General features: G+C 38.6%; 13 protein-coding genes and 1 pseudogene. 7 read left to right on the forward strand and 7 right to left on the reverse strand.

The window, feature by feature from the left end:
• Positions 1-92: 92 nt before the first annotated feature.
• The gene (locus AB3K24_RS07330; protein WP_367974746.1) at positions 93-938 is read right to left on the reverse strand and encodes a bifunctional 5,10-methylenetetrahydrofolate dehydrogenase/5,10-methenyltetrahydrofolate cyclohydrolase; all 846 of its coding nucleotides are present in this window, start codon (positions 936-938) and stop codon (positions 93-95) included.
• A gap of 72 nt (positions 939-1,010) precedes the next feature.
• Here AB3K24_RS07330 and AB3K24_RS07335 point away from each other — a divergent pair, with 72 nt between their 5' ends.
• The 7 genes from AB3K24_RS07335 to AB3K24_RS07365 all read left to right on the forward strand — a co-directional run bounded on the left by AB3K24_RS07335 (position 1,011) and on the right by AB3K24_RS07365 (position 11,976).
• Positions 1,011-1,493, forward strand: coding sequence for a deoxycytidylate deaminase (locus AB3K24_RS07335; protein ID WP_367974747.1), 483 nt, complete (start codon positions 1,011-1,013; stop codon positions 1,491-1,493).
• A 289-nt stretch (positions 1,494-1,782) separates the two neighbouring features.
• Positions 1,783-2,751, forward strand: coding sequence for a thymidylate synthase (locus AB3K24_RS07340; protein WP_367974749.1), 969 nt, complete (start codon positions 1,783-1,785; stop codon positions 2,749-2,751).
• A 40-nt stretch (positions 2,752-2,791) separates the two neighbouring features.
• Positions 2,792-3,289: a GNAT family N-acetyltransferase gene (locus tag AB3K24_RS07345; RefSeq protein ID WP_367974751.1), complete on the forward strand. Its 498-nt coding sequence runs from the start codon at positions 2,792-2,794 to the stop codon at positions 3,287-3,289.
• Between the two features lie 611 nt (positions 3,290-3,900).
• Positions 3,901-8,871 (forward strand): hypothetical protein, encoded by a 4,971-nt coding sequence (locus AB3K24_RS07350; RefSeq protein WP_367974753.1) that lies wholly within the window; start codon positions 3,901-3,903, stop codon positions 8,869-8,871.
• A gap of 333 nt (positions 8,872-9,204) precedes the next feature.
• A complete protein-coding gene (locus AB3K24_RS07355; RefSeq protein ID WP_367974755.1) occupies positions 9,205-9,447 on the forward strand; it encodes a hypothetical protein in 243 nt (80 codons plus the stop codon).
• A 1,566-nt stretch (positions 9,448-11,013) separates the two neighbouring features.
• Positions 11,014-11,181: a hypothetical protein gene (locus AB3K24_RS07360; protein WP_367974757.1), complete on the forward strand. Its 168-nt coding sequence runs from the start codon at positions 11,014-11,016 to the stop codon at positions 11,179-11,181.
• Between the two features lie 600 nt (positions 11,182-11,781).
• The gene (locus AB3K24_RS07365; RefSeq protein ID WP_367974759.1) at positions 11,782-11,976 is read left to right on the forward strand and encodes a hypothetical protein; all 195 of its coding nucleotides are present in this window, start codon (positions 11,782-11,784) and stop codon (positions 11,974-11,976) included.
• 191 nt (positions 11,977-12,167) lie between these two features.
• On the opposite strand, the pseudogene AB3K24_RS07370 reads toward AB3K24_RS07365, so the two are convergent.
• The 6 genes and pseudogenes from AB3K24_RS07370 to gtfA all read right to left on the reverse strand — a co-directional run.
• A pseudogene (locus tag AB3K24_RS07370) lies at positions 12,168-12,311 on the reverse strand (KxYKxGKxW signal peptide domain-containing protein); the annotation flags it as partial.
• Between the two features lie 110 nt (positions 12,312-12,421).
• Positions 12,422-13,375 carry a helix-turn-helix domain-containing protein gene (locus tag AB3K24_RS07375; protein WP_367974761.1) on the reverse strand — a complete coding sequence of 318 codons (954 nt, stop codon included), beginning with the start codon at positions 13,373-13,375 and terminating at the stop codon, positions 12,422-12,424.
• Positions 13,376-13,395: 20 nt separating this feature from the next.
• Positions 13,396-13,605, reverse strand: coding sequence for a hypothetical protein (locus AB3K24_RS07380; protein ID WP_367974763.1), 210 nt, complete (start codon positions 13,603-13,605; stop codon positions 13,396-13,398).
• Positions 13,602-14,624: a hypothetical protein gene (locus tag AB3K24_RS07385; protein ID WP_367974764.1), complete on the reverse strand. Its 1,023-nt coding sequence runs from the start codon at positions 14,622-14,624 to the stop codon at positions 13,602-13,604. Before AB3K24_RS07385 ends, AB3K24_RS07380 begins: the two co-directional genes overlap by 4 nt.
• 35 nt (positions 14,625-14,659) lie before the next feature.
• On the reverse strand, positions 14,660-15,994 hold the full coding sequence (gtfB, locus tag AB3K24_RS07390) for an accessory Sec system glycosylation chaperone GtfB (RefSeq protein WP_367974766.1): 1,335 nt from the start codon (positions 15,992-15,994) through the stop codon (positions 14,660-14,662).
• Entirely contained in the window at positions 15,987-17,480 is a 1,494-nt protein-coding gene (gtfA, locus tag AB3K24_RS07395; protein ID WP_367974768.1) for an accessory Sec system glycosyltransferase GtfA, read from the reverse strand. Before gtfA ends, gtfB begins: the two co-directional genes overlap by 8 nt.
• Between the last annotated feature and the right edge of the window lie 3 nt (positions 17,481-17,483).

Raw genomic sequence — 17,483 nt, forward strand, 5'->3', positions numbered from 1 at the left:
CACCTGCATCATGATATTTATTTTTGCTAGAATTAGTAGATAACGTTACAAAAAAGCGATTGGCAAACTATTTGCCAATCGCTTTTTAATTTTTACTCGTATTTTTCTGCCAATGTTACGGTATTTTCTAATAACGTCGCAATAGTCATTGGTCCAACACCACCAGGAACTGGTGTGATGTAACTGGCAATGCCCTGTGCTGATTCGAAATCAACATCACCAACTGCTTTCCCATTAACATAATTCATGCCAACATCAATAACAACAGCCCCAGATTTCAAATCAGGACCCTTAATAAAGTTTGGTATGCCAACACCGACCACAACAATATCCGCCGCTTTCAATTGCGTCTTCAACATGGCTTCAGGTGTATAACGATGTGCTAATGTGACTGTTGCATCGGCGTTCGTTAATAAGGCAAACATTGGTCGGCCAAACAACTGAGAACGACCAACAACGACTGCACTTTTCTCGTAGGTCTCAATATCATAATGCTTCAACAGCGTCATCACACCTTGTGGTGTAGCTGCAACGGTATAATCTTCTAACGCGTCACCAAACAGCAACCCCTGCACAGTAGCACCTAAACCATCAGCATCTTTATGTGGTGCCACGGCAGAAAAGATTTCACGTTCCTTAACACCTTTAGCCAAAGGGCTTTGCACTAAGATACCGGTAACATGCGCATCTGCATTCAGTTTTTCAACCAACTTAATCACACTTGCCGTTGTTGCATTTGCATCAGTTGGAATATCCAATGTTGCAATGCCCAATGCTGCTGCTTTTTTGGATTTCATGCCAACGTACAAACGGCTACCGTCATTTTCTGGATCATAAATGACAGCAAGTGTTACCGGTTTATTCAACCTCGAGACACGGTCAGCAGTTTTGGCGTTTGTAATTTTGGCCACTGCTGCACCATCGAGTATTTCAGTCATTAAAAAGCTCCTTCGCTTGGTTGTCATTTTATGTTATATTCTTCTTAACAAAATAAATTCATTGGAGTTCACATGTCACATAATCGTATCAGCTGGGATCAATACTTTATCGCGCAAGCCGCTATCTTGTCTACCCGATCAACCTGCACGCGTCTACACGTTGGTGCAGTCATTGTTCAAAATAACCGTATCATTTCTAGTGGCTATAATGGTTCTGTATCTGGCACACCACACTGTACAGACGTTGGTGACTTAATCGTTGACGGTCACTGCATTCGCGCCGTCCATGCAGAACAAAATGCCTTGATGCAAGCAGCACAAATGGGCATCAGTATTGACGGTGCAGAAGTATATGTGACCGATGTGCCCTGTGTCCACTGCACAAAATTATTGTTACAAGCTGGTATACAAAAAATAAACTTTATGCGTGATTATCATAATGATCCTTTTGCTGAAGAACTGTTGGCACAAAAACACGTTGTTTTACAGCAAGTGCCTTTCTCCGAACAAACTGCGTCACAAATTGATTTGCATCAGTTTGTTTCTTATGAATAATTTGATAAAAAATTAGCCGTTTTTCTGTTAATAACGAACTATTTTTATTTTATCATAGTTTATTGTTTTAGAAAACGAATATCAAAATAATTATAGTGGTTTTTTTGATATTTTTAAAAAATAAAAATAATTCTTCTAGTAATCACATTAAAAACCAATAAAATCTGTTACTCATTCTTAATGCGCCATATCTTTTAAACCTTGATTATTAAACTAATTTTCGTTAGTATTTAAGGTAAGGAAAATCTTGAAAGGAAATGCGTAAATGACCATTTGCGCGCTAAATATTATGTCAAAAAATGAACAACAATATCTTGATCTTGCACAAAAAGTCCTCGATGAAGGTGCCCTAAAAGGCGATCGTACAGGAACTGGCACGCATTCTTTGTTTGGCACGCAGATGCGTTTCAATTTACAGGAAGGTTTCCCGCTGCTGACAACCAAAAAAGTTTATTTTGGCCTCATTAAATCTGAATTACTCTGGTTCCTACGTGGTGATAATAACATTCGCTTTTTGCTACAACATAACAACCATATCTGGGACGAGTGGGCGTTTAAAAACTGGATAGAATCTGACCAATATACAGGTCCTGACATGACTAATTTTGGCCATCGTGCCCAAGAAGACGCTGAATTCGCCGCTGCCTATAAAACTCAGAAAGATATTTTTGTTGACAAAATTCTAACTGACGATGATTTCATGGCAACCTTTGGCTATGTCGGTGATGTTTATGGTAAATTGTGGCGTAGTTGGGAAACAACATCTTTAACTGCCGGTGCAGACACCATTGATCAAGTGAGCCGCTTAATTGAGCAAATTAAAACAACGCCTGACTCACGGCGACTCATTCTAACGGCTTGGAACGCCGAGACAACGCCACAAGCACCACTTCCTTCTTGCCACGTCCTAAGCCAATTTTACGTGGCTGATGGCAAATTAAGTGTGCAATTGTATCAACGTTCTGGTGACTTTTTCTTAGGTGTACCATTTAATATTGCCTCTTATTCACTATTACTTCATATGGTAGCCGCTCAAACAGGCTATGAGGTTGGTGATTTCGTTCATACCATTGGTGACACACATATTTATAATAACCATGTTGATCAAATGACAGAACAACTTTCGCGTCCGATGCACAAATTACCAAAACTTTGGTTGAATCCTGACGTCAAATCTTTATTTGATTACACTATGGACGATATTAAAGTATTAGATTATGACAGCGAACCAGCGATCAAAGCACCCGTTGCCGTTTAATAGCTTGGCTGATTTTAAACACGCAACTGAAAGCATAAAAATGAAAATTAGACCACTTGAAAAAAAAGACTTACCTTATATCTATCAGCAGGAAAATTCACGAAAAGTCATGGCTTTGTGGTTCCAAGAAGCCTATACGTCGTTTGACGAACTCGAATTGCTATATGATCGTCACGTTCTCGACCAAACGGAACGTCGTTTTGTTGTTGAAGATGATAAACAATTTATCGGCGTGGTCGAATTAATGTATATTGATGGTCTCCATCGACACACTGAAATTCAAATCATTATTCATCCAGATCATCAGGGTAATGGCTACGCACAGGCAGCAATTAAAGCTGGTGTCGAATATGCTTTCAAAGTTCTCAACATGCACAAAGTCTATCTATATGTTGATATCGATAATAATGCCGCAATTCACATCTATAAAAAAGTTGGCTTTATTGAGGAAGGTATCCTTCGTGGTCACTTCTTTGCTGAAGGTCAATATCATGATAGTATGATGATGGGGATGCTTGCAACGGAATTTGTGAGTTAAAATACGCTCTAACAATTGTAGTTATAGCATAATATTGTAAATTACGAAGTCATCTAAAAACAAAGTAAAGGCCCTCAAAAAATTTTTGAGGGCCTTTGTCTTATATAAATTAATAACAATATTACCGAAATCAGCTCCTAGACATTGCCTTTAAAAGAACTGGTAATTGGATTAAATAATCAAAAGAGCTCAAAAAATAACGTCATGCAATATTCCTAGTCATTTTGCATAGCTGCTAAATGACAGAAAAATCTACAATAACCAAATCATATTAAGTATTGAAACATTTTGACGATTAAAACAAGAAAATTAAATTGCAAATGGATAATGATATCAGTATTAATTAACTTTTAAACAACACACATTCTATATAAAAAGCCCAATGGTATCTTAGACAGAACTTTTGTCTAACCATTGGGTTTTTCAAATCATCAAGAAGTTTTTCTACAAAAACAACTTTTTATTTATTTTGTTTACGCTTTTTTGCAACTATAGTTGCCAACAATGTTAATAATACCATCATAACTTCTGCTTGATTTTGAGTATTGGCAATACTTGCATCAGTGTTAGGTAATTTACTAGAATCATTCTTTGATGTCGCTGTAGTCTGATTGTTTGTTGAAGCGCTTGTACCATCTGAGTTACTTGTGCTTGCTGATGTACTTGCACTGTCACTCACACTTGTACTTGTTGAAGCACTAGCTGAACCACTTATACTATCTGAGTTACTTGTGCTTGTTGATGTACTTGCACTATCACTCACACTTGTACTTGTTGAAGCACTAGTTGAATCACTGGCACTTGTTGATGTACTATATGATCCTGAACCACTGGTACTATCTGAGTTACTTGTACTTGTTGAAGCACTGCCTGAATCACTTGCACTCGTTGATGTGCTATATGACCCTGAACCACTGGTACTATCTGAGTTACTTGTGCTTGTCGAGATACTTGCACTGTCACTCACACTTGTACTTGTTGAAGCACTAGCTGAATCGCTGGCACTTGTTGATGCGCTGTTTGCTGAATCACTCGCACTTGTTGATGTACTATATGATCCTGAACCACTGGTACTATCTGAGTTACTTGTGCTTGTTGAGGCACTTGCACTGTCACTCACACTTGTACTTGTTGAAGCACTAGCTGAATCGCTGGCACTTGTTGATGTGCTATATGATCCCGAACCACTGGTACTATCTGAGTTACTTGTGCTTGTCGAGATACTTGCACTATCACTTACACTTGTACTTGTTGAAGCACTAGCTGAATCGCTGGCACTTGTTGATGTGCTATATGATCCCGAACCACTGGTACTATCTGAGTTACTCGTGCTTGTTGATGCGCTGTTTGCCGAATCACTCGCACTTGTTGATGTGCTATATGATCCTGAACCACTGATACTGTCTGAGTTACTTGTGCTTGTCGAGATACTTGCACTGTCACTCACACTTGTACTTGTTGACGCACTTGCTGAATCACTCGCACTTGTTGATGTGCTATATGATCCTGAACCACTGGTACTATCTGAGTTACTTGTGCTTGTTGAGGCACTTGCACTATCACTCACACTTGTACTTGTTGAATCACTAGCTGAATCGCTGGCACTCGTTGATGTGCTATATGATCCTGAACCACTGGTACTATCTGAGTTACTTGTGCTTGTTGAGGCGCTGTTTGCCGAATCGCTAGCACTTGTTGATGTGCTGTATGATCCTGAAGTGCTTGCACTATCTGAGTTACTTGTGCTTGTTGAGATACTTGCACTATCACTTACACTTGTACTTGTTGAAGCACTAGCTGAATCACTCGCACTTGTTGATGTACTATATGATCCTGAACCACTGGTACTATCTGAATTACTTGTACTTGTTGATGCGCTGTTTGCCGAATCGCTAGCACTCGTTGATGTGCTGTATGATCCTGAAGTGCTTGCACTAGCTGAATCACTCGCACTTGTTGATGTGCTATATGATCCTGAACCACTGGTACTATCTGAGTTACTTGTGCTTGTCGAGATACTTGCACTATCACTTACACTTGTACTTGTTGAAGCACTAGCTGAATCGCTGGCACTCGTTGATGTGCTATATGATCCTGAACCACTGGTACTATCTGAGTTACTTGTGCTTGTCGAGATACTTGTACTATCACTCACACTTGTACTTGTTGAAGCACTGCCTGAATCGCTGGCACTCGTTGATGTGCTATATGATCCTGAACCACTGGTACTATCTGAGTTACTTGTGCTTGTCGAGATACTTGTACTATCACTCACACTTGTACTTGTTGAAGCACTAGCTGAATCACTCGCACTCGTTGATGTGCTGTATGATCCTGAACCACTGGTACTATCTGAGTTACTCGTGCTTGTTGAGATACTTGCACTATCACTTACACTTGTACTTGTTGAAGCACTGCCTGAATCGCTGGCACTCGTTGATGTGCTATACGATCCTGAACCACTGGTACTATCTGAGTTACTTGTACTTGCACTGTCACTTACACTTGTACTTGTTGAAGCACTAGCTGAATCGCTGGCACTCGTTGATGTGCTATATGACCCTGAACCACTGGTACTATCTGAGTTACTTGTGCTTGTCGAGATACTTGTACTATCACTCACACTTGTACTTGTTGAAGCACTAGCTGAATCACTCGCACTCGTTGATGTGCTATATGACCCTGAACCACTGGTACTATCTGAGTTACTTGTGCTTATTGATGTACTTGCACTATCACTTACACTTGTACTTGTTGAAGCACTGTCTGAGTTACTTGTGCTTGTCGAGATACTTGCACTATCACTTACACTTGTACTTGTTGAAGCACTGCCTGAATCGCTGGCACTCGTTGATGTGCTATATGATCCTGAACCACTGGTACTATCTGAGTTACTTGTGCTCGTTGATGTGCTGTATGATCCTGAACCACTTATACTATCTGAGTTACTTGTGCTTGTTGATGTGCTGTATGATCCTGAACCACTGGCACTGTCTGAGTTACTTGTGCTTGTTGAGGCACTTGCACTATCACTTACACTTGTACTTGTTGAAGCACTGTCTGAGTTGCTTGTGCTTGTTGAGATACTTGCACTGTCACTCACACTTGTACTTGTTGAAGCACTGCCTGAATCACTCGCACTTGCTGATGTACTATATGATCCTGAACCACTGGTACTATCTGAGTTACTTGTGCTCGTTGAGGCACTTGCACTATCACTTGCACTTGTACTTGTTGAAGCACTGTCTGAGTTGCTTGTGCTTGTTGAGATACTTGCACTGTCACTCACACTTGTACTTGTTGAAGCACTGCCTGAATCGCTGGCACTTGTTGATGTGCTATATGATCCTGAACCACTGGTACTATCTGAGTTACTTATGCTTGTTGAGGCACTTGCACTATCACTTACACTTGTACTTGTTGAAATACTTGTACTATCACTAGCACTTGTTGATGTACTATATGATCCTGAACCGCTTGTACTATCTGAGTTACTTGTGCTTGTCGAGATACTTGCACTATCACTCACACTTGTACTTGTTGAAGCACTAGCTGAATCGCTGGCACTCGTTGATGTGCTATATGATCCTGAACCACTGGTACTATCTGAGTTACTTGTGCTTGTTGAGGTACTTGCACTATCACTTACACTTGTACTTGTTGAAGCACTAGCTGAATCGCTGGCACTCGTTGATGTGCTGTATGATCCTGAACCACTGGTACTATCTGAGTTACTTGTGCTCGTTGATGTGCTTGCACTATCACTTACACTTGTACTTGTTGAAATACTTGTACTATCACTAGCACTTGTTGAAGCACTAGCTGAATCGCTGGCACTCGTTGATGTACTATATGATCCTGAACCACTGGTACTATCTGAGTTACTTGTGCTTGTTGAGGCACTTGCACTATCACTTACACTTGTTGAAGCACTAGCTGAATCGCTGGCACTCGTTGATGTGCTGTATGATCCTGAACCACTGGTACTATCTGAGTTGCTTGTGCTTGTCGAGATACTTGCACTATCACTTACACTTGTACTTGTTGAAGCACTGCCTGAATCACTCGCACTCGTTGATGTGCTATATGATCCTGAACCACTGGTACTATCTGAGTTACTTGTGCTTGTCGAGATACTTGCACTATCACTCACACTTGTACTTGTTGAAGCACTAGCTGAATCGCTGGCACTCGTTGATGTGCTGTATGATCCTGAACCACTGGTACTATCTGAGTTACTTGTGCTTGTTGAGGCACTTGCACTATCACTAGCACTTGTTGATGTACTATATGATCCTGAACCGCTTGTACTATCTGAGTTACTTGTGCTCGTTGAGGCACTTGCACTATCACTTACACTTGTACTTGTTGAAGCACTGTCTGAGTTGCTTGTGCTTGTTGAGATACTTGCACTGTCACTCACACTTGTACTTGTTGAAGCACTGCCTGAATCACTCGCACTCGTTGATGTGCTATATGATCCTGAACCACTGGTACTATCTGAGTTACTTGTGCTTGTTGAGGCACTTGCACTATCACTTACACTTGTACTTGTTGAAATACTTGTACTATCACTAGCACTTGTTGAAGCACTAGCTGAATCGCTGGCACTCGTTGATGTACTATATGATCCTGAACCACTGGTACTATCTGAGTTACTTGTGCTTGTCGAGATACTTGCACTATCACTTACACTTGTACTTGTTGAAGCACTGTCTGAATCGCTGGCACTCGTTGATGTGCTATATGATCCTGAACCACTGGTACTATCTGAGTTACTTATGCTTGTTGAGACACTTGCACTATCACTTACACTTGTACTTGTTGAAGCACTGCCTGAATCACTCGCACTCGTTGATGTGCTATATGATCCTGAACCACTGGTACTATCTGAGTTACTTGTGCTTGTCGAGATACTTGTACTATCACTCACACTTGTGCTTGTCGAGATACTTGTTGAATCACTGACACTTGTACTTGTCGATGAACTGCCTGAATCATCATTCGCACTTGTTGATGTGCTAGAGCTGTCACTTGCACTGGTTGAAGCACTGCTTGAATCACTGACACTTGTTGATGTGCTATATGATCCTGAACCACTGGTACTATCTGAGTTACTTGTGCTTGTTGAAATACTTGCACTATCACTCACACTTGTACTTGTTGAAGCACTAGCTGAATCGCTGGCACTCGTTGATGTGCTGTATGATCCTGAACCACTGGTACTATCTGAGTTACTTGTGCTTGTTGATGTACTTGCACTATCACTCACACTTGTACTTGTTGAAATACTTGCACTGCCACTTGTTGACGCACTACCTGAATTACTTGTACTTGTGCTTGTTGATGTACTTGCACTGTCACTCACACTGGTGCTTGTCGAAATGCTTGCACTTGTGCTTGTTGATGTACTTGCACTGTCACTCACACTGGTACTTGTCGAAATGCTTGCACTTGTACTTGCCGAAGCGCTAGCACTGCCACTCGTTGAGGCACTACCTGAATTACTTGTGCTTGTTGATGTACTTGCACTATCACTTACACTGGTGCTTGTCGACTGTGAAGCAGGGTCTGGTGCATAATTAACTGTATAAAGTTGTGGTGTACTGTCTATTGACGCAGTCCCATTACTTGTTGTATCAAACTTTTTAAAGGCATTTAAAGCAAGTGCCAATGTACCATAAACGGTACCATTAGGGCCATTAACTGTGTAAACAAAACCATTACGCATAAGGTTAGCATCTGTCGCACCAAACGTAATTGTGCCATTTGATACACCCTCATCATTGTAATCTGTTCCAGATGCACCAGCTGCTGTTGTTGGTAATTGCGTATACGCTACGCCTGTTGCTGGATCAACCGTTGGTTGGTTTTGTGCAATAATAGCTGCTTGTTGATAGTCCGGTGTCAAACTAATGGTCCATGACTGTTTTGCGCTATCTGTTGTACTAGTACCATTAGCAGTTGTATCATACTGTTGTGTCATTGCTGCAGAAGATGGATCCAAATGGTATCCGGCCTCAGTAACACCAGTTGCTGTTAGCAGGTCAGCATTTGTCTTGATATCACCTGATGTGCCATTAATAGTGACAGTAATTGACGTAGAACCATTAATCGTCGTGCCATCTGTATTAGTAATTGTCACATCTGCTTGTTGAACGGAAGCTGTCACATAGATTGTAACTAGATCGTTACTTGTGCCAACTAGACTAGTGGTTGGTTGCGTTTTAGAAGTATCATATCGGTAACCGGCTGGTACATTGGTTTGCTTATAATAATTATTCGTCCAGTCGATTGTGTTGCCATAGTTAGCGGTTGGTAAGCCATTACTATATTCCTTTGTAGCAGTTGCTACATCAGCAACATTCAAAACGTTACCGTGTTGATCCACATATTGGTAACTTACTGGTTCAGTGTTACCATAAACATAGATCTTATAAGTATACGTGTTGCCTTGCATGGGTACAATAGCATAGGTTGCTTGACCGTAGCTATCACCATTATCATTGACACTGGTCGTATCACCACCAGATTGTGCATCAGCAGCAGCACCAGTATAGACTTGATCAGCTAACGCCCATTTGTAGTTAGCTGGCATGTTAGTGGTTGCCCAGTCAGTTGTTGCCAAACTAATGGTTTGACCAATATTATACTTTGACTTATCTGATACATCAAATGGTACAGTTTTAACGACATTTCCTGCTGCATCAACATATTGAATATTAATGACACCATTCGCAATCGCCGCAGTGGTTAATTCACGCGTCGTAGTACCAATAATAGTCGATGGGGCTGAATTGCCTGATACATCAGTTAATGTTGTGACACCATTTTTATAATTTAAGTTAACAAACATGGCATTATTATCACCAGCTGGCTTCGTAATACTTGTATTAGGATTATTCCAAGTTCTAATACTTGAATTATTCATTGTAATCGTACCGGCGCCTGTAAAGATACCAGCAGTATTATTAATAGAAGCACCAGTTGCATTTTCTGTGTTCAAATATAATTGCTTTGGTGAAATGAACTTAATAGAAGAACTATTTATAACTTGAAAAATTCCACCACTTGTTTGTTGATGGACATTAAATACCGTACCAGCATTGAAAATCGCTTGTTGCGTACCCTGAAGCCTGATCACACCTGGTTGCGTAGTTGCAGGTGCATTTAATGTGAAGTTCTGGCCAAATGTAAATGTAGCGTCATTTGTCGAGGATTGTTGTCCGTTAATGAAATATTGGAAGCCAGTTTGTGTCCAAGTAACATTGTCTCCAGCAGAAATTTTATCAATATTCAAATAAACCGCTGGATAGTTTGCAGATATACCATTATAAGTCTTGGCTGTATTTGAAGAACCATCACCCATTGTCAATGCGTTACCAAAACCGACACTACCAGTAGGCGCCTGTGTTTCAAAATAGAACTCAGAGAAGTTTATATCGTTAGATGTACGGTTCAACGTGACACTTGCATTGTTAGCAAAATTAACGCTACCGACACTTCGAGTAACTTCATTAGATAGATTGAATACGTTTGTACCAGAGAAAATAATTTTTGATCCAACACCATACATCACGTGAATTGGATTGTTTCCCGTAGCCGCACTTGCAGTTAAAGTCACATTGTTAACATTAGCTGTCAATTGAACTGCAGACCCACCACCATCAATCAACGTATTACCGTTACCATCATTACCTGTAAATCCTTGTTGGAAAGTTGCATTGGTAATCGTAATATTAGTTGGATTAGTTGTTGTTGCATACTCAAAAGTATTATTTCTTAAATCAATTGTATGGTTGTTACCATTGATAATGACACTGGCACCATTTGCTCGGTTACCTAATGAACCAGTTGTTGGTGCAGTAAAGTTAGCTGTAATGTCAATATAGGTTGCACTGCTGTCTACCCAAGCCGTTTGAAGTTGTGCAAAGTTCGTTACAGTTCTCAAAGTGCCATTGTTGACAGCTGTCTGACGATAAGTTGCATCATTAACAATTTGATCCGGTGTCAAAACTGTTACTGAGGTTGGTGATGTACTAGTGGTATCATTTGTTGATACAGAATTACTAAAACCTGTACGATTACTATCAGGATTAGCTTGTACATCTAAGGATGTCTTTTCGAGAGCATCTCTAGTTTGAATTTTACTTAACGTTGTAATATTAGCAACCAAACCATTATTATCAGCAAACGACTTAATTGCTGTTGACGCCTTTGGTGTCAACAAGGCTGTATCTGAAAGGGCAATCTTTAATTCATTAGACGCCTTGTCAATCGTTGCCTGACTAGCTGCTGGTAATTGTGCTTTAAGATCATCTAATTGTGAACTTGCTTCAGAAGTTGTTACTTGCTCACTATCAGCTGAGGTTAATGATGCTGCCAGAGTTGCGTTGGTTGCCACTGCACTACCAGTTTGATTAAGGGCTGGTGTTGCACGAGCTGTACTGTTCATTGCACGAGTTGCCGTTGAACCATCAGTACTTTTTGCTGTGTTTGTTACTGTACTACCAGCTACTGCTTTAGCTACAGTGCTACCAGCTACTGCTGTACTCGTATTATCCGCTTTAGTGGCATTTGATGTACGCGTTGACGTTGAGTCTGCTAATGACGAAGAATCACTTTCAGACATTGAAGTTGAAGTACTCTTGCTTGTAGACTCGGATGTGCTAAGTGATTCTGAGTGACTTGTTGACAACGACTGACTGTTGCTTTCTGTCGTTGCTACTTTCTCACTACTTGCTGTGACGGTGCTAGCAGCACTTTCTGACACAGCAGTTGTTGTACTATCTGCTGGAATAGTTGCCGTTGCCTTTGTTACCAGCGTATCGGCTGTATTCTCTTTTGTCGTTCCAGCGGTATCTGCCGTTGTATCCGCAGATGCTGAAGCATCACCGATAAGTTGTGAGCCTAATAGCCCACCAACTAAGGTTAACCCAGATACCAACCATTGCTTACCTGACTTATACATTTTAAAACGTGTTGTTGTTTCTGGACGATGTAATAACTTAAATAATTTCATAAATATTCCTCTCAATTATTATTTAACGATATAGCTCTATTAACTATATATGTATAACTATACCTGCCATTATTGATTAAAAAAAAACTGTCCCGCAATTGGGACAATAATTAATTTAACAAAGTACCATAACTGCCAACCAAATCAACTATTTTTTGTTCATAATTGACGTTGTCAAACGTTCTCACTTGTATTAAAACACACTCAAGCTCACTAACAGGCACCTTCTTATCTTGCCAATGATTTAACAACGTGTCATTTAATTGGCAAAGCATTTTCATTTTCCAATCATTAACCATTGGTTTAAAAGAGTTTATTTTTTTTAAAATTTCAAACGTCAATTGGTTGTTTTCAGCCATAGTAACGATACATAGTAAATCAAATAAAAAGCCAACTTTTTGATTACACGTTAAAGCTGTTGCCTTGTCACAAATCGTCGTATATAATTCTGATAAAAATGGCATCATTTTTGGTGGGTTCATATAAACCATAGACACCAACATAATAATATCAAGCGTTGTCCACATATCTCGCAAAAATAAACTATCCATTACTTTCACAAAAGACCCTTCACACGATTGGAAATCGTCGTTGTCCGCATAACTGACGCAAAGATCTGCATAATCAACCAGTAATAAATACGGATCATTTTTTAAAGTTGTCATTTTATGTTTCAATAAAGAATGACTTAATACGTGACAGTTATCATAGGACACCAGTAATGAATAGTAGGCTAACATGGCTGTTTTTTGAATTAACTCGTCATTAGACTGGTTGAAAATCTTTTGCATCTCCGCATTCGTTAATCCTAATAACTTTTGAATGCCGATTAACAAATCCATTGGTAAATCGATCTCATAATTCAACCAACGATAATAACGCGATCGACTGAGACCAATTTTATTAGCAATCCCATTAGCAGAAATGCCACGAGATTGTCTAATTTTTTCAAGCTTGTCACGATCCATTGTCACACTAACCAAACTAGTATTCACATTTAAATCTAACAACGCAATATCTGGATAAATACCCATTATTCCCATATACAATTGTTGCTTTTTCAAAATGATTCCCCCTACTTTCTTCAATGTAATTGTGATATTAAAGAATAAATAATACCAAACAAAACAACGGCGCCCATGAGTAAGGTAAAGGCCATTTGCATTTTTCCAAAATTTTTCTTGGTATTGGGTCGAATAATGTGTTCTTTTTCAGAATTAATTCTCGACGCAATGTCATCATTCAATATACTCACATGCTTTTTCTTGTTCACATCATCATGCTCAATTGTCATAGTGCTTCCTCATCTGAATATCCCATTACGAGTTGAAATTCAGCATTTATAATTGCACGCTTAGTAAAATAACCTGTAGTTAATAATTGTCTAAAGTGATCAACTCGCACGATCATTTCTGTCAACTCACTAGGTTGCAACTTATCTATCATATCTGCTACCTCATGCAATGACGCAACAACTAATCCTAATTTATATTTACTAATCACCGAAGCGATTGCCGTCCCTTTTTTAACAATAACTGGCAATCCACTAGCGATATAGAGACTCACTTTGTGCGGGTTATTGTACTTTGCATATGCTTCACTGTTTTCATAACTATCACTGTTTGTGTCCCAAGCTAAACCAAACCCACTAGGTAAATGCGTCACTATTTCGTCGGGTGACAATGCACCTTGATAAGATACCTGATCGCTAACTAAAAATTCTGGTTTTAACCCATACGCTAAAATTTTAATACTATCTTGCCAATCTTTTAAATACACTGATTTATTGAGCGATCCCGCCACGACAATTTGTTTCTTTATCGTCTCTCGAGAAATTATTTTCCCGTTAACATGATAATCAAATATGCTTAAATTAACTGTTGCAACATGCAAACCATTCGCCTTTAGAATATCCGCCATGTGTTGATTATGTACAATCACCACATTAAAATCATTTAAATATTTTATCTCATCAAATGTTGTGACTGAAGGAAAACGCAAAAACTCAATGTCATGTACTACAGCAATTATATGGGTTCCCCTAGCCCGCATATGTTCGACAAAAAACTTTTCAAATCGTATACCATTATAGGTTGGAAATTGGTAATAAACAGTGTCTCCAGGTTGCACACCAGCTGTAATACCATCAATCCGTGCATGAATTGCCTCCGAGCTTTCATAAGCTGAATCATATCTGTAAATAGATAATCTTCTTAAACCAATCGCCTCAGCAAACAAGGAAACATCTTTTCTAGCTTTAAATGTGGCATCGGGATCGATGCGTTGCATAATATCTGTCATCCATCTTGTCATGAATCATCCTCTTTTAGTGACACTCAGTATTCTTATCAGCTCTTAAATGCCTTTGCATAATATGATTTACTACCCTCCGGACCATAAATGTTTTCTTGTAAGGTTAATGCTTTCCCATACTTAAGCATATTATGACGCGTTATATTAATTTTTTCGATCATCAAGTCAGACGCTTCATTAGTAAAAATATGTTCTGATGCAATATATTTTGCATGATGCGTTCTATTTTCAACTGACAGAATTAATGTGTGTGATAAAAATGTTTGCTTCACAACATCAAGTACTTCTGGACCATTATTAATATCTAGTAAATAGTCTGCTTGCTTTACTGCATCTAAAATATGTTGTGGTTCCGCTATAGGAAATAGTTCGACATTTTCATACTTTGAACTGGCTGTTAATTTATCTGACATTTCTGTTAAAGCCATAATTTTAAAATTCATCTGAGGCAGTGACTCGACTAGCTTTCCTAACTGCCAAATATCATCTGAACTTGTAACGATTAGGATGTTTTTCTTATTTTCTCGAGATTTTATCTTTGTGGTGAAATCATACGTTTTACCTAAATATGAGATAATTGCATCTCTTGAAAAATGATATTCATTGTGTATTTTCCGCATATCAGCCTGCCGTTGGAAGAAGATATGCGTCGTGTTTGATTCATGGTTACTTAGTATCTCAGCCATATTTCCAGGGACACCTTGTGTTAATGGCTCATCCCAAACTAATATCCCTTTTGTCTCTTTTTTTAATTCTTCAACTATAAATAAGGGCGTCGACAATGAATTATAGATTATTTGGTTATAATCTTGAACAGCAAAATTTTGTTTGATAAAAAAGACAACGAATTCTGTCAAACTGGTAAAAAAATAATTTTTACCTTCAAAAGACAACATAATTTGATTGGTGACTAAATTATGATTAATTATTTCATGATTATCTGACGAAAAGTATGACTTTTGCGCAGGCACATCATGATGGTAATAAGTTTTGGCATACAACCTACCATAACAATTATAATGATCGACAAACACAATTTTATTTAGTGTATTCCACCACTCAACACGCTCGACTTCTCGATTTTCATGGTAAAAAATTTTAGACCGAATCGTATCATTATCATAAACTTCAGCCAATTCATTGTTGCCACGGATACCCCAAAATGGTTGAACAGGTACTTCATTGAAGAATAAAGCGCGACCACTCTTATCGTCATAAGCTGACGAATAAAAACTAAATGGTGATACCATATTATCTGCTAACCACCCATTATCAAAAATGATAATAGAGCGATATTTAATACCGGCATTAGAAAGGGACCAGACTAAATCGATAGTATTTTCATCCATATGTTCAGATAAATTAATCATGCGTAACCTCTTTCACTAACTTTTCCCATAAATATTGATTATTCTTTTCTAAAAAGAATTCAGCTTTTTGATAAGAAGTATTTTTAAAACTATCCTGACGGCTATTATCTACGAGTTGCTCAATGCCATCAGCTAAGTAGGCAATGCTTTCTTCGGAATTTGTGCTAAATGGTAGCAAAAATCCGTTTGCTGCATCATCAATAAAAGTTTGATTGCCATAAGGTACATCAAAACCAACAATTGGTAATCCTGACCCAACAGCCTCCATGAGTGTCAAACCAAAGCCTTCACTTTGAGATGCTGAGACATAGCCATAATACGCCTTATAAATTTCTTGCAAATCCTTATGCCCCATCAATTTAATGTAATCGTCAGCATTATTATCTGAAATCATTTTTTGCAATTTTGGCATTGAAGCACCAGTACCAAAAATATCAAGTTGAATTGATGATGTTTTTTGGTGAACTTTGATGACAGCTTCTATAATCCAATCAACATGCTTCTCCTCAGCTAACCTAGACGCTGTCATTAAATGTTTGGTGTCACGCTTATGTCGTTTACCACGTAATTTATCTAAGCTCCCCACTGGAATAGCATAAATTTTAGGATTAATGCCCTTATATAATTTAAACTGCTTAGCTAATACCTCTTTTTGCTTCTGGGTCGCAGTCACAAAAAAATCTATCACATTAGCATTAGTAAATTGATATTCATAAAAATTATTCCATACGATGTGGCGCTTATCAGTTTGATTACTGCTAAAATGCTCTGCGTGTATCACAACACCAACCTTAGCCTGTCCTTTATTGTTTAAGACAGCCGTTGCAATATACTTTTCCCGATCTATGATTAAAATATCTTTACTAGTCAAGCTCAGTTGTGTCATAAAATAATCAACAAATTCAAATTCCGAATATAAAATTAACGCACCTAGACGGTAAATTACCTGCTCATTTTCAATAAATTGCTCATAAGCAATCTGCCCATTTTTATTATAAAATGCCCGTCGATAAACTTCTGCTTGATTATTTACCGGTACATAATATTCTGAGAAGGTTTTGATGTTTGTGTAATGATCTTTCCGAACCAAATACCCATTAATGACATAGTCAACAAAATCAACATTGCCATGAATACGGTCAAAATTGGCACGAATCAGCGTGTCGCCATCTTTATATGTCACGCGATCAGGCATCAATTTTTTTGTAGTGACATCCAAGTTAGTTTCTTCTTCAAGTTGTTTAATTGTATAAGCCGATTTAGCAGGCATAATGTCTGTGAAGAAAAAATGTATTGGTAGTACATTATCAATTGACATCCCCATTTGAGCAGCCATATCAAAAATATTACCGTTTAAAATTAATTCAGTAAAAACAAACTTATTATCAATCGCCATTTTCTTAAAAACATTTTCTCGATATGCTTGTGCGTACTCCACACCACTACTGGCCCAACCCATAGCCAAATTAAAGTTATAAATTGTCATTAT

Origin of the sequence: Leuconostoc aquikimchii, from assembly GCF_040838325.1 — a bacterium.
Taxonomy (GTDB): domain Bacteria; phylum Bacillota; class Bacilli; order Lactobacillales; family Lactobacillaceae; genus Leuconostoc; species Leuconostoc aquikimchii.